The 15,982-nt window shown below is 61.9% G+C and carries 14 protein-coding genes and 2 pseudogenes; 5 read left to right on the forward strand and 11 right to left on the reverse strand.

Annotation, left to right across the window (positions count from 1 at the left end; genetic code table 11):
* Positions 1-220: 220 nt before the first annotated feature.
* The 4 genes from LB528_RS11090 to LB528_RS11105 are packed head-to-tail and all read right to left on the reverse strand — an operon-like array spanning position 221 to position 4,363.
* Positions 221-385 (reverse strand): hypothetical protein, encoded by a 165-nt coding sequence (locus tag LB528_RS11090; RefSeq protein WP_224714890.1) that lies wholly within the window; start codon positions 383-385, stop codon positions 221-223.
* 51 nt (positions 386-436) lie between these two features.
* Positions 437-2,716, reverse strand: coding sequence for a xanthine dehydrogenase family protein molybdopterin-binding subunit (locus LB528_RS11095; RefSeq protein WP_224714891.1), 2,280 nt, complete (start codon positions 2,714-2,716; stop codon positions 437-439).
* Positions 2,717-2,718: 2 nt separating this feature from the next.
* Positions 2,719-3,741, reverse strand: a complete 1,023-nt coding sequence (locus LB528_RS11100; protein WP_224714892.1) for an FAD binding domain-containing protein — start codon at positions 3,739-3,741, stop codon at positions 2,719-2,721.
* A 1-nt stretch (position 3,742) separates the two neighbouring features.
* Positions 3,743-4,363: a (2Fe-2S)-binding protein gene (locus LB528_RS11105; protein ID WP_411962141.1), complete on the reverse strand. Its 621-nt coding sequence runs from the start codon at positions 4,361-4,363 to the stop codon at positions 3,743-3,745.
* Between the two features lie 168 nt (positions 4,364-4,531).
* On the opposite strand from LB528_RS11105, the pseudogene LB528_RS11110 reads away from it, so the two are divergent.
* A pseudogene (locus tag LB528_RS11110) lies at positions 4,532-4,975 on the forward strand (PPC domain-containing DNA-binding protein); the annotation flags it as partial.
* 7 nt (positions 4,976-4,982) lie between these two features.
* Here the strand turns inward: LB528_RS11110 and LB528_RS11115 are convergent.
* Positions 4,983-5,591 (reverse strand): cysteine hydrolase family protein, encoded by a 609-nt coding sequence (locus tag LB528_RS11115; protein ID WP_224514873.1) that lies wholly within the window; start codon positions 5,589-5,591, stop codon positions 4,983-4,985.
* Between the two features lie 176 nt (positions 5,592-5,767).
* Between LB528_RS11115 and LB528_RS11120 the strand changes: the two genes are divergently transcribed.
* Both LB528_RS11120 and LB528_RS11125 read left to right on the forward strand, forming a co-directional pair.
* Positions 5,768-6,199, forward strand: a complete 432-nt coding sequence (locus LB528_RS11120; protein ID WP_224514811.1) for a GFA family protein — start codon at positions 5,768-5,770, stop codon at positions 6,197-6,199.
* Complete coding sequence (locus LB528_RS11125) at positions 6,193-7,206, forward strand: ATP-dependent DNA ligase (protein WP_224714894.1); 1,014 nt, start codon at positions 6,193-6,195, stop codon at positions 7,204-7,206. The genes LB528_RS11120 and LB528_RS11125 overlap by 7 nt, the downstream gene beginning before the upstream one ends.
* A gap of 34 nt (positions 7,207-7,240) precedes the next feature.
* Here the strand turns inward: LB528_RS11125 and LB528_RS11130 are convergent.
* A pseudogene (locus LB528_RS11130) lies at positions 7,241-7,405 on the reverse strand (FAD-binding oxidoreductase); the annotation flags it as partial.
* A 97-nt stretch (positions 7,406-7,502) separates the two neighbouring features.
* On the opposite strand from LB528_RS11130, the gene LB528_RS11135 reads away from it, so the two are divergent.
* Positions 7,503-7,784, forward strand: coding sequence for a hypothetical protein (locus LB528_RS11135; protein WP_224714895.1), 282 nt, complete (start codon positions 7,503-7,505; stop codon positions 7,782-7,784).
* 24 nt (positions 7,785-7,808) lie between these two features.
* Here LB528_RS11135 and LB528_RS11140 read toward each other — a convergent pair whose 3' ends face one another.
* The 3 genes from LB528_RS11140 to LB528_RS11150 all read right to left on the reverse strand — a co-directional run bounded on the left by LB528_RS11140 (position 7,809) and on the right by LB528_RS11150 (position 9,632).
* Positions 7,809-8,558 (reverse strand): metallophosphoesterase, encoded by a 750-nt coding sequence (locus tag LB528_RS11140; protein ID WP_224714896.1) that lies wholly within the window; start codon positions 8,556-8,558, stop codon positions 7,809-7,811.
* Positions 8,551-9,357 carry a nucleotidyltransferase gene (locus LB528_RS11145; protein WP_224714897.1) on the reverse strand — a complete coding sequence of 269 codons (807 nt, stop codon included), beginning with the start codon at positions 9,355-9,357 and terminating at the stop codon, positions 8,551-8,553. Before LB528_RS11145 ends, LB528_RS11140 begins: the two co-directional genes overlap by 8 nt.
* Positions 9,358-9,470: 113 nt before the next feature.
* Entirely contained in the window at positions 9,471-9,632 is a 162-nt protein-coding gene (locus LB528_RS11150; RefSeq protein ID WP_224514820.1) for a hypothetical protein, read from the reverse strand.
* 260 nt (positions 9,633-9,892) lie between these two features.
* Between LB528_RS11150 and LB528_RS11155 the strand changes: the two genes are divergently transcribed.
* Positions 9,893-12,211, forward strand: coding sequence for an FdhF/YdeP family oxidoreductase (locus tag LB528_RS11155; protein WP_224714898.1), 2,319 nt, complete (start codon positions 9,893-9,895; stop codon positions 12,209-12,211).
* Between the two features lie 57 nt (positions 12,212-12,268).
* Here the strand turns inward: LB528_RS11155 and LB528_RS11160 are convergent, their stop codons facing one another.
* On the reverse strand, positions 12,269-12,646 hold the full coding sequence (locus LB528_RS11160; RefSeq protein ID WP_224514824.1) for a response regulator: 378 nt from the start codon (positions 12,644-12,646) through the stop codon (positions 12,269-12,271).
* Positions 12,639-15,749: a CheR family methyltransferase gene (locus LB528_RS11165; protein WP_411962142.1), complete on the reverse strand. Its 3,111-nt coding sequence runs from the start codon at positions 15,747-15,749 to the stop codon at positions 12,639-12,641. Before LB528_RS11165 ends, LB528_RS11160 begins: the two co-directional genes overlap by 8 nt.
* Positions 15,750-15,982: the final 233 nt, after the last annotated feature.

Here is a 15,982-nt window from a genome sequence, read left to right on the forward strand (position 1 = left end):
AAACCCAGAGTTGACCCCTAACGGTGCTTTCGCCGCTAAGGTTCCGAGCCCGTGTCGGAATCACAGAATGGTGACTGCAACCGGGAACGGGTCGCGGATTTAACCCGCAACCGCAGCCGCTCCGGCGGTCACCACTTCACGGAAACCAAGGTCGGCGACGAAGTCATAGCCTACGCTTTGCCGGCCGGGTGACAGAGATCGGCCAGCCGGGCTAAAGACTTCAGTGCTTCAGGTCGTTGCGACGCCGCCCCGTCTCTCGTGACGGACCGCCCTTCCGCTCCGCCGGCCGCCGGCTTCGGCGCCTGGCGAGGAAATACATCCAGAACAGAATGAGGATCAGAGGGATGCCCGCGATCGGCAGCATCCACACGCCAAGGTGAAACATGGGTTTCGCCCTATTAGAGAAAATAGCTGTGCGCATGCATCGCAGGCATGCTCAAGCGAGCAACTGCTCGATCCTTATCGGCAGGTCACGGATGCGCTTGCCCGTCGCGTGGTAGACCGCGCTGGCGACGGCGGCGGCCGTGCCGACATTGCCCAGTTCGCCCAAGCCTTTCACGCCGGCTGGGTTGACCGCGTGATCGATCTCCGGAACCAGGATCACCTGCAGGTCCTTGATGTCGGCATTGACCGGCACGAGGTAGTCCTGCAGGTCGCGGTTCACGTAGCGGGCGTAGCGCCTGTCGACCTCGGTCGCCTCATGCAGCGCCTGGCCGATGCCCCAGATCATGCCGCCCATCAGCTGGCTGCGCGCCGTGCGCGTGTTCATGATGCGGCCGGCCGCGAACGCGCCGACGATGCGTGGCACGCGGATTTCCCTGGTGTAGCGATTGATGCGCACTTCCACGAACTCGGCGCCGAAGGCATATTTCACCGAATCCTCGTCTTGCTCGCCGCCGTGGAATTCCGGCGTGCCCGCATAGAGCTTCTTCAGCGCCTCCGGCGTCGCCCCCTTGGGCGCGAACTCGGCATATTCCTCGATCGCGCCGACCTGCATGGCTTTCAGGACGTCCTCGACCTTGGCCGATGCGCCGCTCTTCGCCACGATCTTCCCGTCGGCAAGCTCGAATTCCTCATTATGGGAGCCGGCCAGCGGACCGCCCTCGGCAGTCGCGGCGGCAAACAGCTTGGTTCGGATAGCGTCGCAGGCCTTGAGCACCGCCGAACACACGCTGGCCGTGGAGATCGAGCCGCCTGAGACGGGCGCAGGAGGCAGGCTGCTGTCGCCCATTTCGACACTGATTTTGTCGATAGCGACGCCGAGCCGCTCCGACGCCATCTGGCCGGCCACGGTGCGCACGCCGGTGCCGATCTCGTGCGAACCGCATTGCAGGCGCACATCGCCATCGACCGTCAGGCGCACGCGCGCCGCGCATGGCGCGACGGCGGTGGGATAGATTGCCGTGGCGCAGCCCATGCCGATCAGCCAGTCGCCGTAGCGCATCGCGCCGATCTTCGGATCGCGCCTGGCCCATCTGAAGGCCTCCGCCGCCTGGTCGTAGCACTGGATCAGCGAGCGGCTGGAGAACGGCTTCTTGCCGATCGGCTCCGTCTTCGGTTCGTTGATCCGGCGGAACTCGACCGGATCCATGCCAAGCGCCACCGCCATCTCGTCCATGGCGTTTTCAAGTGCATAAACATAAGGCGTCTCGGGCGGTGAACGCATGTAGCCCGGCGTGTTGCGGTCCGCCTGCACCAGCGAGACATGGGTCAGTACCGAGCCATAGCCGTACATGCGGCCCGTGGCCGACGTGCCGCCAACGACATAGAGATCGGGCCGCGAGGTCACCTCCCAGCCTTCATGCGCGAAAGCGGTGATGCGGCCGTCCTTGCCGGCGCCGATCCTGATGCGGTGACGCGTTTCAGCCCGGTAGGTCTGGGTGCCGAAAGCCTGCATGCGGCTTGTCACGCAACGCACCGGACGCCCGAGCCGCTTGGCGGCAACGGCAACGATCGCGGTGCGCGGCGTCATCGGCCCTTTCGAGCCGAACGCGCCACCGATGAAGGGGCTTACGATGCGCACATTCGCCGGATCCATCTTCAGTTGCCTGGCAAGCTCGACTTTCCAGCCGGTGACGTTCTGCGAAGGCTCATGCACGACGAGTTGGTCGCCCTGCCAGTACGCGGTCGTCGAGAACAGTTCGATCGGATTGTGATGCTGGGTGGGCGTCGAATAGCGCTGGTCGATCTTGACCGCCGCCGCGGCAAAGGCTGCATCGAAGTCGCCGGCCTTGACGTCCTCCTTGAACATCGGGCTTTTGCCGGCCGCCGCAACGGTCTTCGTGCCCGGACTGTCAAAGCTCGCGGTCGGCCTGTCCTCCTCATATTCGGCGCGGATCAACTGCGCCGCCTCTTCGGCCGCCTCGAAAGTCTCGGCAACCGCGAGCGCGATGATCTGGCCGTCATGGAAGATCGTCCGGTCATGCAGTGGACCGATCGATGTGGCGCCGGAATTGCCGAATTTCGGCTTGTCGACCTTGTCCATGTCACCATAGGTGACGATGTCGAGCAGGCCAGGCACAGCGCGGGCATCGTCGAGACGAAGCTTCGTCACCTTGCCTCTGGCGATGCTGCTGGTGGCCAGCGCGCCATAGGCGATGTTGGCGGCCGGCAGGTCGGCGGGGTAGTGCGCCTGCCCGGTGACTTTCAACCGCGCATCGACGCGCGGCAGCGGTTCACCCTGGTTTTCCTTGGGTCTTGGAGCGGCAGCGTCCATGGTCACACCTTCATGTCGCGGGTTTCGAGCAGCGCGCGCACCAATGCTCGCTTGCCGAGTTCGATCTTGAACGCGTTGTGTTGGCGGGGCTGGGCCTCGGCGAAGGCGGCGTCCGCCGCTGCTCCTGCCGACGCATCGTCAAGCTTCTTCCCTTGCAGGATTTCCTCGGCCGCGCTGGCGCGCCACGGCACGGTCGCCACGCCGCCGAGCGCAATGCGTGCCTCGCGCACAGTCTCGCCGTCGAGGTCGAGAGCAACGGCCGCCGAAGCCAGCGCAAAGGCATAGGATTCGCGGTCACGGATCTTCAGATAGAGCGAGCGCCGGCCCCACGGCAGAGCCGGCACCTCAATGGCAGTGATGATCTCGTCGGCGGCGAGATCCGTCTCGATATGCGGCGTATCCCCGGGCTGCCGATGCAGTTTGGCGAACGGGATTTTGCGCGCGCCGCGCGAACCCTCGGTGAGAACGACGGCGTCGAGCGCGATCAGCGCCTGAGCGAAGTCGCCATGATAGGTGGCGATACACGAGTCGCTGCCTCCCAGCACCGCATGCTGCCGGTTGAAGCCTTCCATCGCGGCACAGCCCGACCCCGGCATACGTTTGTTGCAAGCCCAAGACGTCTCGCGAAAATATTCGCAGCGCGTGCGTTGCAGGACATTGCCGGCGAGGCTTGCCATGTTGCGGATCTGGCCGCTTGCCGCCAAACGCAAACTCTCGGCAATGACCGGATAGCGCTCCTTGACCTCGCGGTGATCTGCAGCCTCGCCCATTCGCACCAGGGCACCGAAGCGGATGCCGTCTTCCGTTACCCGGATCTGCCTGAGCTTTTGCTCCTCGAGCCGGTTGAGGTCGAGCAGACGGTTCGGCTCAGCGACCCCTAATTTCATATAGTCGGCGAGATTGGTGCCGCCGGCGATGAACTGCGCATTGGCTCGCGTCGGCTGATCGTCGCGGGTGTTGAAGTTGGACGCAAGCGCGACCGCTGCCGAAATGTCGGTCGGTCGTTCATAGACGAAAGGTCGCATCTCATGCTCCTCTCGTCTCGCCGCGTGCCTGCAGAACGGCGGCGACGATGTTGGGATAAGCGGCGCAGCGGCAGATATTGCCGCTCATATATTCACGGATGTCATTCTCGGATTCGGCATGACCTTCATTGACGCAGCCGATCGCCGACATGATCTGGCCCGGCGTGCAGTAGCCGCATTGGAAGGCATCGTGGTCGATAAAGGCCTGCTGCATCGGATGCAGCTTGCCGTCGCTGGACGCGAGCCCTTCGATTGTCGTCACATCCTTGCCGTCGTTCATCACGGCGAAGCTCAGGCAAGAAAGCACGCGCTTGCCGTCGACCAGCACCGTGCACGCGCCGCACTGGCCGTGATCGCAGCCCTTCTTGGTGCCGGTGAGCCCGGCGTGATCGCGCAACGCGTCGAGCAGGCTCGTTCTTGGATCGAGCGAAAGCTCGTGACGTTGCCTGTTGATCCGCAACGTCGTGACGACCGGCTCCCTTAGCCGTGCCCCTGACTGTGTGACCTCTTGCGTCTTGGCCTGTGAGCCAAGCAGAGGCACGGCCGCGGCGGCGGACACCGTGCCTGTCATGAAATTTCGTCGGTTGAGAGCAGCAACATGGGAGGCTGAAGGCTTGGACATCGCTCGCTCCGTCGCTGGCTGGTCATTGGGCCCAACCAATGAGCCGAAGCATTGTTCCGAAACGGCCGACTTCACAAAAAGGTGCTCCACGGCTCCCGAACCAGGGCAAGGAACACGCGGCCCGATTCCGAGTTCGACCTTGATGATGGCCGTTGAAGCGAGTTGATCATGAAATCGAAGCTGGTTGGCGAGACATCCGAACAAAGGACATTTGTGGTCGTGCTTGACCCGGGCGAAGAAGCTTTCGCTTGCCTGACCGCCTTTGCGGTCGAGCAGGGGATGACCGCTGCATCCCTGACCGCAATCGGGGCATTCGAGAAGGCGGTGGTCGGCTGGTTCGATTTCCAGTCGAAATCCTATCGCAGGATTCCTGTCGATGAGCAGTGCGAGGTGTTGAGCGCGATCGGCGACATTGCCGTCGACGATAAAGGCAAACCCAGTCCTCACGTGCATGCCGTGCTCGGCCTCGGCGATGGGTCGACGCGGGGCGGACACCTGCTGGAAGGCTACGTGCGACCCACGCTGGAGGTCACGGTGCTGGAATCGCCTGGCCACCTGCGCCGCCGGAAGCGTTCCGAGCTTGGCGTTGCGCTGATCGATCTCGAGGCGGAGCAGCCTCTCAATTCCAGGCCGAGAGAACGACCTCCATCTCCACCGTCTCAACCTGCTGGGCAAAGCGCTGGTGATAGACGGTCATCAGCGCATCATGAGTAGCGTCGGAAGAGCTGCAAAGCGCATCCGTGACCAGCACGACGCGGTAGCCGACGTCGATCGCTCCCAGAACGGTGGCTAGAACGCAGACATCGGTTTCGCCGCCGGTGATCACCAAAGTATCGACACCTCGGCCGGCAAGCTCAGCCTGCAGTCTGCCCTCCGGCCAGGGCGAATAGACATGCTTGTCGATCACTTGGGCCGGCGGGCAAAATGCGCGCAGCGCCGGCAGCAAGTCCACCATCTGCGGGCCGACGGCTTCGACCGTCATCGAGGCCCATCGCTCGTAGTAGCGTCTCCAGGTGCCTACGCCCTGCCCCGCCCGCGCCGCCGGAATAAAGCGGGTAAAGATCGTCTGCTCGGCCTTTCTTTCGACCAGACTCACAATTCTCGGAAGGACCCGGGTAATCCAGGGCGTCGCCCATTCCGACGGCTCGGCAAACAGCTTTTGCATGTCGACACAAAGATGGGCGCAGTGATCGCCAAGCGGCCCATAGGTCAAGCCCGGAGCTGACATCAGAACACCCGATAAATTCGGCTCGGCGGAAGCGGGATGAAGCGGAAATGCATGTACGGCAACGCGCGGCAGTGGTGATTGGAGATCAAGGCCTGGTCCTTGGAATGTTGAACAACGCTTTGGTTCGTTGGCTGTTCCCGCCGGAAACCAGATCCCGCGCCGACCGTTCAAGCTGAATGGATGCAGCAGAGACTCTCACCAACGCGGCGACTGGCGAACGTTCAGGCGGATGCCTCTGCGGCAAGATCCGTTACCGCGTGACCGGCAATCCACGTGTGCACTACTGTCATTGCGACATGTGCCGCCGCGCGACCGGCAGCGCCTTCGCGGTGCTCGCTTGGCTGCCTTGTGCCGACGTGTCATGGCTGGGCGACGAGCCGTGCTTCCGGCGCTCATCACCTCTCGCCAGACGCGGCTTCTGCCAGGTTTGCGGCTCTCCTCTTACCCTGGCCTACGACGCAGCCCTCAGCGAGATCGCGCTGCATGTCGGAACCTTCGACAATCCGGCCGATCTTGAGCCGCAATACAATTACGGATCTTCGCAGCGGCTCGGCTGGGTTTGCTGCGGCATCGACCTGCCTCATCGCGATACGGAAGAGCGATGGTAGCCGCGCGGGCAAACAGCTTCCCATTGCCGTTGGACACGCCGCCAATGGAAGCGCGAACTGCGGAAACGTTGCCGACGGAGAACGGGCCTTGGCAGTATGAGCCGAAATGGGATGGCTTCCGCTGCCTCGCCTTCAAGGGCAAGGAGGACGTCGATCTTCGCGCAAAGTCCGGCAAGCCGCTCGGGCGCTACTTTCCGGAGCTGATCACCATGGTGCGAAGGCTCGACGCCAAGGATTTCGTCGTCGACGGCGAGATCGTGATCGAGATCGACGGTCGCGCTTCCTTCGACGCGTTGCAGATGCGGCTGCATCCGGCGGAAAGCCGCATTCGCAAGCTGAGCATGGAGACGCCGGCGCGATTGATCCTGTTCGACATGCTTGTCGCGCCGACCGGCAAGATCATGCTCGAAGCGCCCCTGGCGGACCGACGCGCGGCATTGGAGACGTTCTTGTCCGGCTACGCAGGCGCAGCGCTGCGGCTGTCGCGATCGACCACCGACATTGCGACTGCCGAGCAATGGCTGCGGGGCTCGGGCCAGGGTTCGACCGACGGGGTTGTCGCCAAGGGGCTCGACGAGCCATATCGGCCCGGCGAGCGCGCTATGATCAAGGTAAAACGGCTGCGCACGGCCGATTGCGTGGTCGGCGGCTTTCGCTATCTCAATGGTACGCGGCTAGTCGGATCGCTGTTGCTCGGCCTCTACAACGACAATGGGCAGCTCGATCATGTCGGCTTCACCTCGACCATCGCCAGTGGCGAGCGCGCCGCTCTCACCGAGAGGCTCGAAAAATTGCGTGGCGGGTCAGGCTTCACCGGCAAGGCACCGGGCGGGCCGAGCCGATGGAGCACCGAACGCAGCGGAGAGTGGGAACCGGTGCGGCCAAAACTGGTCGTCGAGGTCCGCTTCGACCATGTTACCGGCGGCCGTTTCCGGCACGGCACGAGGCTCTTGCGCTGGCGACCCGACAAGGCGCCGAGCCAATGCACGTTCGAGCAGATCGAATAGCTTCCAATCCGCTCGCAACGATGGCTCTCAGAACACGTTTTGAAGCGAAGAGATCCGCATCGGCATCCTGTGCGCCGGCGATCGAGGCGGAAACGATCTCGGAAGCAATCTGTGAAAAGGTGATCCCGTTGCCGCCATAGCCCATCACCGCATGAATTCGCGGATGACCGGGCACGCTGCCGATGATGGGAAGGCCGGTGCCGGGCAGTCGCGCCAACCGTTCGTGATTGGATAAGAAGCGGAACAACTGTTTCGGCGAAGGGTTTTTCACTCGAAGCTCAGCATTGGAGAACGTCATGGACCCGCGCGACAAACAGCGGCCTGCAAAGACCGAAGAAACCGAAGCCCCGACCATCGAGCAGCAGGACTGGGATGCCCTGGAGGGCGGCAGAATCCTGCCTGACAGCGTTGCCGTGAACGGTGACCCGCAGGATGATGCTGAAGCGGAAGGCGACCCGCCGGAAGAGGATGACGATAACCCCTTCCAGGAAAGTGACGAAGCCTTGCCCGACGATCAGGAAGAGCGTGTGCTGTCCAAGGATCCTTCCAAGGAAGGCAGCCGGTTTGACGAAGTCTAGCCGGTCACCAAATCGCTGGCCGGCTCAGATCTCGAGCAGTGCGTAAGGCCGGCCGGTCGGTTTCGCGATATGCATGGCGACATTGTAAACTTTCGCGCCGCCGGGAGTTTGGCCTTCGAAAGTGCCGCGATGAGCATGCCCATGCACGACGGCGCTCACCTTGAACCGGTCGATCGTTTCCGCAAGCCGGGAAGAGCCGAGGAACGGGAAGATTTCCGGCGGCTCGCCGGCGACCGTCTCCGCGATCGGTGCGTAGTGAAGCACCACAAGCGTGCGCTTGGCGCGGACTTGCCGCATGGCATTTTCGAGCCGCATCGCCTCGCTGACGCTCTCGGCCACCATGGCCTTGATTGCCGGCTCACCGAAGGACCCGAGCATCCTCGGGCCGAAACCGCCGACAAAGCCCTTCACGCCGACAAAGCCGACCTCCATCAGCTCCGTCGCCTGTCCGTCGAGGAGATGAACGCCGGCATGGCGAAGCGTCGCCGCGATCTGCTCTGCGCAACCGGATTCGTAGTCGTGGTTGCCGAGCACCGCAACCACGGGAATCGAGCAGGCCCGCAGATCCTCCGCCAGAAGCTCGGCCTCCTTCGGCTTGCCAAGATTGGTGAGATCCCCGGTAAGCACCAGGACATCGGCTTCGCGCGAAACCTCGCCGAACAGATCGCGGTAGGAGGTCTGCGCATCTTCCTGAACATGCAGATCGCCCACAGCGGCGACTTTGACCTTGCCGTTTCCGTCCGCTTTGCGGTCTGCCTTGCTTTGTTCAGCCATCGCGGAATTCTCCAACGCCGCCAACGCCTGCGAAGCCCCATTCCTTGACGTCGATCTCATAATCGATCTGCGACAGCAGCCGGCCACGGCAGATCTTCATTCTGGGCGACGGCAGCCGCCGCTGTGTGGCCAGCCGCTCGAGCAGTTCGTCGAGCAGCCAGTCGGGGACAAGGTCGCGCTCGCTCGGATAGATCCAGCGGAAGTTGAGCAGCTGCATCAAAAGCACCTCCCAGTGGACGTCGAGATAGGAAAGCAGCCTCTGCCAGTCGATCTGGTCATGCGCCTTGAGAATGGTATGGGCGATGTCGGCGCCATCATGACGACCCCTGTCCTGAATGAAGCATTTCGACCAGATGAGCTCCGTCGGTCCGATGATCCGGACACGGCTGCCGAGCAGCTCGACCTGGCGGGCATGCTCCAGCCACTGGTCGTCGACCAGCATGGTGCCATTGGCCGATGCAAAGATCACATCGAAGAAATGCGAACCTTCGAAGACCTTCCCCAGCCAGCGATCGTCCTCAATCTCGACGGCGTAGCCGATATCCTTGAAATGGGCGAGGACGCGCGCGCAATCGCCGGCCTTGCAGAAGATATCGAGGTCCTTGGTCTGGCGCACGACGCCGGTATAGGCGCTCACCGCATAGGTCCCCGCAACCAGAAAAGGAATGTCGGTGGCGGCGAGCTCGCGGATCGCCTGCGTATAGAACGCTTCCGCCTCCGCGCTCTTCGGCGTCGGCTCCGCCTTGGCGTCGATCACAGGCAGCGTCGCCAGCACTCCCGGCAACTCGTCGTTGGCCATCAACCGTTGCTCCGGTGTCGATCTTCACGTCCGCTTCGATAATTGCGACGGGCCCGCGTTGTTCCGCCCTCAACGACACTGCCTTGGATGCGGCGCCGGCGAGGCGGACCGCTCTAGTCGCCTTTCTCCCGGTACAGACGCTCGGCTGCCCGGTCGCTTTCGCGTTGCTCCGCCGGTCCGCGGCGCCGGCGGGTGAGGAGAACGTAGACGATCACGAGCAAAAGAATGAGGGGACCGCCCGCGACGACGATGAACCACAAATCGGTGCCTGACATTGGTCTTCCTTCCCGGATCGAAGGCAATGCTCCCGCAGCCGGGGTTGCCGGTGATGCGCTAAGCGCCCGGTCTTGGCTAACCGGTAAAGGGGTCAAATGTTCCGCTGCCGCAACAGGTTCGCGGCGGGCAGTTGTCGACAGCTGAGCAGGCCTGGCGGCCCATCTCGCGCAAAACGACTCTGCCGCAGCGTTCGCCGGCACTGGAACATAGCGGCGCCAGAAGGGTTGGAGATCAAAGCGATAGCCGACCGAGTTCCACCATGAGGCCCTCTACCACCAACCACATCGAAATCCGCAAATACAATCACCCGACCGGCGGATGGGGATCCCTCAGATCGCTGATCCGCAAGGCTCGCGCAGAAGGTCTGCTGACGTCCGGCATCTGGAGCACGCTGCTCAAGCAGAACAAGGCGGACGGCTATATGTGCGTCTCCTGTTCCTGGGCGAAGCCTGCCGAGCCGCGCCCGTTCGAGTTCTGCGAGAATGGCGCCAAGGCGACGATCTGGGATCAGACGAAGCGGCGCTGCGGCCCGGAGTTCTTCGCCGCGCATTCCGTGAACGAGCTGCTCGACTGGCCCGATCACGATCTGGAAAAGCAGGGTCGCCTGCTCGAGCCGATGCGCTACAACGAGGTCACCGACAAATATGAGCGGGTGGCGTGGGAGGCCGCATTCCGGGATATCGGCGAAGAGCTGAGCCAACTCGATCCGAAATCGGTCGTGTTCTACACCTCGGGCCGCGCTTCGCTCGAGACATCGTTCATGTATCAGCTCTTCGCACGCATCTACGGCTCGAGCAATCTGCCGGACTCTTCGAACATGTGCCACGAGTCGACCTCGGTCGGCCTGCCTGAGTCGATCGGCTCGCCGGTCGGCACCGTGCAACTGGAGGATTTCAGCCGTTGCGACCTGATGTTCTTCTTCGGCCACAATACCGGCGTGACCGCGCCGCGATTGCTCCACCCGATCGAGGACGCGCGCCAGCGCGGCATACCCGTCATCACGTTCAATCCATTGCCGGAACGCGGCCTGAAACGTTTCAAGAATCCGCAGAACCCAATTGAAATGCTGTCGCCGGGCGCCGGCACAAAGATGTCCAGCGACTTCTTCCAGATCCGCGGCGGCGGCGATATCGCCGCCATGACCGGCATTGCGAAAGCCGTTCTCGCGCTCGACGACGCGGCGAGGCGGACCGGCGCGCCGCGCGTCCTCGACACCGCTTTCATCGAAGAACACACGCAAGGTTTCGATGCGTTCGAGGCCTATCTACGCCGCACACCGTGGGAAAAAATCGAGATGCGTTCGGGCATCGCGCGCGCCGACCTCGAGCATGTGGCGGACATCTACAGCAAGGCTTCGGCGGTCATCGGCAATTACGGCATGGGCCTGACGCAGCACCGGCACGGGACCGAAAACGTCCACATGCTTTGCAACCTGCTCCTGATGCGCGGCAATATCGGCAAACCGGGCGCCGGCGTGTCCCCGCTTCGCGGCCATTCCAATGTTCAAGGCCAAAGAACCGTCGGCATCTCCGAAAAGCCCGAGCTGGTGCCGCTCGACAAGTTTGCCGAATTTTATCGGTTCGAACCGCCACGCGAGAAAGGGCGCGACACCGTCGAAACATGCGAAGGCGTGATCGACGGCTCGGTGAAGGCGTTCATTGGACTGGGCGGCAATTTCGTACGGGCCGTCCCGGAAACCGGGCTCGTCGAAGACGCCTGGCGGCACCTGAGATTGCATGTCCAGATCGCCACGAAGCTGAACCGCAGTCACCTGATACCGGGAGCCGTCACCTATTTGCTGCCCTGCCTTTCGCGCATCGAGAAGGACCTGCAGGCTACCGGCGAGCAACATGTCTCCATCGAGGATTCCACCGCCTGCATCCATGGCTCCTTCGGCCATCGCACGCCAGCCGGACCCAACCTGCTCTCCGAGCCGCGGATCGTCGCCGAACTCGCCAAAGCGACAGTTGCCGGCAAGAGCTCGATTCCGTGGGATGAATGGGTAGCCGACTATGCCCGCGTGCGGGACGAGATCGAACGTTGTTATCCGGATCACTTCAAGGACTTCAACAAACGCTTCCTGGCGCCGGGCGGGTTTCACCGCGATATCAAGGCTTCGAAGCGGGTGTGGCAGACCCCCAACAAGAAGGCCAACTTCAAGCCGCCGACGATGCTGGAAACGGATCCGGACATTGACGTCTCGCAATCCAACGTGCTGACGCTGATCACGGTTCGCTCCAACGATCAATTCAACACCACCGTCTACGGCTACCGCGATCGCCTTCGCGGCATCGACGGGACGCGCATGGTGTTGCTCATGAACGAGCACGATATCGAACGGCTGGGACTCCATGACGGACAGGAGATCGATCTGGAATCTGCGGCAGGCGACGGTGTCGAGCGCCGTGTACACGGATTGCGCGTCACTCCCTATTCCATTCCACGCGGCGATTGTGCCGGCTATTATCCCGAGCTCAATCCGCTCATTCCGCTGTGGCACCGAGCCGAAAAGGCACATGTGCCGGCGGCAAAGTCGGTGCCGGTCCGCGTGATGACGACTTCGGCGCCATCTCGCTAGCGCCGAGGGACATTGGCGGAGGAGTCCCCAGTGGCGGCTTCGTCAAGTTCGCGCCTGTCAACAGGCGGTATGACTAGCGCCGCTGCCATTAAGCATGCCGCTAACGGCTTGAATGAGCGTAAGGGCCAGCACAGGCTTTGGCAGTATCCGATAGGCACGTAATTCCATTGGAACGTCCGGCGGCACATATCCGCTCGCAAAAACGAACGGAATGTCTCGTTCTGTAAGGAATGGTATCAGCGCAGCGCTCGTCTCGCCGTTGAGACCGATGTCCAGCACCGCCGCCGAGATAACTTCGTTTTCGATCAGCCCGATCGCGCTGCGTACGGATGCGGCAGGTCCCACGACTTCATAGCCCGCTTTTTCGAGAACATCCTTGTGATCCTCGGCGATCAGCCACTCGTCCTCAACAACCAGAATCCGTGCGTTAGCCAACCGCCGTCTCCCGGCGATCGAGTGGAAACGCCAATCGCAGCTTAAAACCGTCGGAGTCGTAAGCTGTTTCGAATTTGCCGCCCAGCCGGTATTCGATTTCCCCTTTGACCAGAGCCAAGCCAAATCCGGAGTTTTCGGGCTGCTTGACCGGTGGGCCGCCCGTTTCAGTCCATTCCAAGCGGAATTCCTGGCCAAGGACGGACCAAGTGACTGACACCTTGCCGCTCGCCGAGGATAGCGCTCCGTATTTGGCGGCATTGGTCGCCAGTTCGTGGACAACCATTCCAAGGGAAAGAGCCTGTTGGGGTTTCAAACGGACGTCATCACCAGCCCTGGTGCTGCGCTCCAAACCAAAGGGTTCTAACTCCTGCCGAACGATCTCCTCAGCCGAAGCCTCTTTCCAGCTTTCACGCGACAGCACGCCGTAGGCCCTCGCCATCGCCTGCAGGCGGCCGATCAGCGCTTCGGCAAAGACTTCCGGCGATTCAGCATTCTTCAGGGTCTGGCTGGCAATGCTCACGGTAACAGCCAGCATGTTCTTGACCCGATGATTGAGCTCGGAGATGAGGACCCGCTGATGAGCTTCCGCTTGGGCCAGGGTCGTGACGTCAACGAAGGTCACGACGACGCCCTGTATCTTGCCGACGGCATCCCGGTAGGGGATTAGGCGGACGAGATAGTGAACGCCGTCACCATCGCGCGAAAGCTGATGCTCGATCATCTCGCCTGACCGAAAAACCTGCGCGATGTGTTCGCGCAACTGCGGATAATCGAGCCGGCTGGCAAGATCGGTAAGCGGACGACCGACATCGCTCGGCAGCAGATTGAAGAATGAAGAAGCAGCCGGCGTGAAGCTTCGAATGACCAGCCTCGGATCAAGAAAGACAGTCGCAATCTTGGTGCTGTCGAACAGGTTCTTCAGGTCACTGTTGGCGCGATCGAGATCCTCGACCTTCGATACCAGCTCGGCATTGATCGTGCTCAGCTCCTCGTTGAGGGACTGCATCTCCTCCTTGGAGGCTTCGAGCTCCTCGTTGGACGACTGCGCTTCCTCATTGACCGAGACCAATTCCTCGTTGGAGGATTTGAGTTCCTCCAGCGCGGTTTCATACTCTTCGATTGTCGATTGCAGGCGCTCGCGGGTGTCGCGCAGCTCGCGCTCCAGATCCGCCAATCCGCCGGCCGCCGACTGGGAACCCGTCTGGGCCGTCCGCGGCTGCGAACGCCCGACCGGCTCGAAAAGGACAAGGAAAAGCGGTTCGCTTCCGCGATCGGCCAGAGGTTCGACGGTCAAGGTTACAAACTGGACGCGGTCGTCGTCCTCCTCAACGGCAATCGCCTCCCGCACGACGGGACGCCTGTTTTCGGCCGCTTCCCGTAACGCGCCACGCAGTTCCAGGCGCAGCCCACTGCGCACCATCGTCAGCAATTGACGGCTCGGCACACCTTGCGGCGGTTCAAGATACTTGCCCGTTCTGCCGGAATAATAGACGACATCTCCTTCGCCGTTGACGACGACATGGGCTGGCGCGAAGCGCTCCAGTACCTGAGCTTCGACGACCTGGCGCAGCGAATAGGACAAGCCGCGCCCCGCACGGGCGTCGCCGCCTTTTAGCTGGCTGCTCGAAGACGCTGCATTAAGCAGAAGGGGCAGGCGCGGCGGCGCTGCGTGTTCGCGTGCCTTGAAGATGCGATGCTTCTTGTCGACCGGCGCGAACAGTTCGCTGTGTTGGCTCAGGCTCTCCGACGTGCCGAGGAACAGATAGCCGCCTGGCTTCAGTGAGTAGTGAAATGTCGGAATGACCTGCTTTTGAACGTCGGGCCCGAAGTAGATCAACAGATTTCGGCATGAGACCATGTCCATGCGTGAGAACGGCGGATCGCGAATGACGTTGTGGGCAGAGAAGATGCAAAGATCGCGCACGCTCTTATGCAGCACAAAGCTGGTGCCGTCATTGTTGAAGAAGCGTTCGCGACGTTCGGGTGAAACCCCGGCCAGCAACGGTTCGGTATAGCGTCCCGAGCGGGCGGCACTCAGTGCGGCGTCATCGATATCGGTTGCGAATATCTGCACACGCGGCACCACCGGCAGCGTGTCCATGTGCTCACGCATCAGCATGCCGATCGAGAAGACCTCTTCTCCCGTCGCACACCCGGGAACCCAGATGCGGATCGTGTCATTGGCGTCGCGGCCTTCGAACAGTTTTGGGATCACCGTATCTTCCAAAATCTTGAAGGCATCGGTGTCGCGAAAAAAGTTGGTGACGTTGATCAACAAGTCGCGAAACAGGAAGCGGACCTCGTCTGCGCTCGAGCGCAGCAGGTCGACATACCTATCGATCGAGCTGAGCTGCTTGATCTGCATGCGGCGCCTGACGCGACGAAGCACCGTCTTCGGCTTGTAACCCGAGAAATCATGTCCGGAGTGGCTGCGCAGGATGGCGTATATTTCATTTTGCGCGTCGCGGACGCTCCCCTCCTCCGCCCTGCCGTCAGCCACCGGGTCGTCCACCAATTCGAAACTGCGCGCGAATTCGGCAAGCTTTTCTCCCATATCGCGTGCTGGGACGGCAATGTCGATCAACCCTGAACCGATGGCGCTTTGAGGCATGTCCGGATTACGCGGCCCAGACCCGTCGGGGATTTGAGCGAGCGTCAGTCCGCCATGCTCTTTGATCGCCTTCACACCCAGCGTCCCGTCCGAATCTCCGCCGGACAGAACAATTCCGACCGCGTATTCCCCGTGGTCCTCAGCCAGCGCGCTAAAGAAGATGTCGATCGGCTTGCGCTCTCTCGATACGGAGTTCGGGTGCCGTAGTCTGAGCGCGGTGTTTTCGATCGTTAAGATCGCATTGGGCGGCATGACGTAAATGACGTCGGGCCGAACTTCGATCCCATCCTCGGCGACCTTGACGGGAATGTCGGTATATCGGCCAACCACTTCATGCAGGAGGCTCTCGCGTTCCGGACTTAAATGCGTAACGATAACAAAGCCAACGCCAAGGCTGGAAGGGACCCCATGAAAGAGTTCTTCCATGGCGGGGATGCCGCCGGCCGAAGCGCCGATGCCGACAATAGGGAATCTCGGCTTGGCCATATCCATCCTGCTTAACTAGGCTAAACGTGCCAGTGGCGATTTTGATCCGACGCTCGTGGATATTTTTAGAGGCTGGCCGATTGAGCCATCCGATAGGCAAAGCTTGAATGCGAGCCGGTCGATTTTTTTATAGCGGAAACCGTGCACGTGCAATGGAGACTCGCGCCTGCAACAGGTGTCGCTGGTCTGGCAATCGTCAGTTCGACTAGCCGTGCCAGATGCTCGCTCCGATACGATGG

It is taken from the genome of Mesorhizobium sp. CA4, assembly GCF_020165075.1.
Classification (GTDB): domain Bacteria; phylum Pseudomonadota; class Alphaproteobacteria; order Rhizobiales; family Rhizobiaceae; genus Mesorhizobium.

Excerpts from the sequence above, each read along its gene's own strand:
- LB528_RS11090 (WP_224714890.1), bottom strand. The coding sequence starts at position 385 with ATGTTTCACCTTGGCGTGTGGATGCTGCCGATCGCGGGCATCCCTCTG.
- LB528_RS11095 (WP_224714891.1), bottom strand. The coding sequence starts at position 2,716 with ATGGACGCTGCCGCTCCAAGACCCAAGGAAAACCAGGGTGAACCGCTG.
- LB528_RS11100 (WP_224714892.1), bottom strand. The coding sequence starts at position 3,741 with ATGCGACCTTTCGTCTATGAACGACCGACCGACATTTCGGCAGCGGTC.
- LB528_RS11105 (WP_411962141.1), bottom strand. The coding sequence starts at position 4,363 with ATGTCCAAGCCTTCAGCCTCCCATGTTGCTGCTCTCAACCGACGAAAT.
- LB528_RS11115 (WP_224514873.1), bottom strand. The coding sequence starts at position 5,591 with ATGTCAGCTCCGGGCTTGACCTATGGGCCGCTTGGCGATCACTGCGCC.
- LB528_RS11120 (WP_224514811.1), top strand. The coding sequence starts at position 5,768 with ATGGATGCAGCAGAGACTCTCACCAACGCGGCGACTGGCGAACGTTCA.
- LB528_RS11125 (WP_224714894.1), top strand. The coding sequence starts at position 6,193 with ATGGTAGCCGCGCGGGCAAACAGCTTCCCATTGCCGTTGGACACGCCG.
- LB528_RS11135 (WP_224714895.1), top strand. The coding sequence starts at position 7,503 with ATGGACCCGCGCGACAAACAGCGGCCTGCAAAGACCGAAGAAACCGAA.
- LB528_RS11140 (WP_224714896.1), bottom strand. The coding sequence starts at position 8,558 with ATGGCTGAACAAAGCAAGGCAGACCGCAAAGCGGACGGAAACGGCAAG.
- LB528_RS11145 (WP_224714897.1), bottom strand. The coding sequence starts at position 9,357 with ATGGCCAACGACGAGTTGCCGGGAGTGCTGGCGACGCTGCCTGTGATC.
- LB528_RS11150 (WP_224514820.1), bottom strand. The coding sequence starts at position 9,632 with ATGTCAGGCACCGATTTGTGGTTCATCGTCGTCGCGGGCGGTCCCCTC.
- LB528_RS11155 (WP_224714898.1), top strand. The coding sequence starts at position 9,893 with ATGAGGCCCTCTACCACCAACCACATCGAAATCCGCAAATACAATCAC.
- LB528_RS11165 (WP_411962142.1), bottom strand. The coding sequence starts at position 15,749 with ATGGATATGGCCAAGCCGAGATTCCCTATTGTCGGCATCGGCGCTTCG.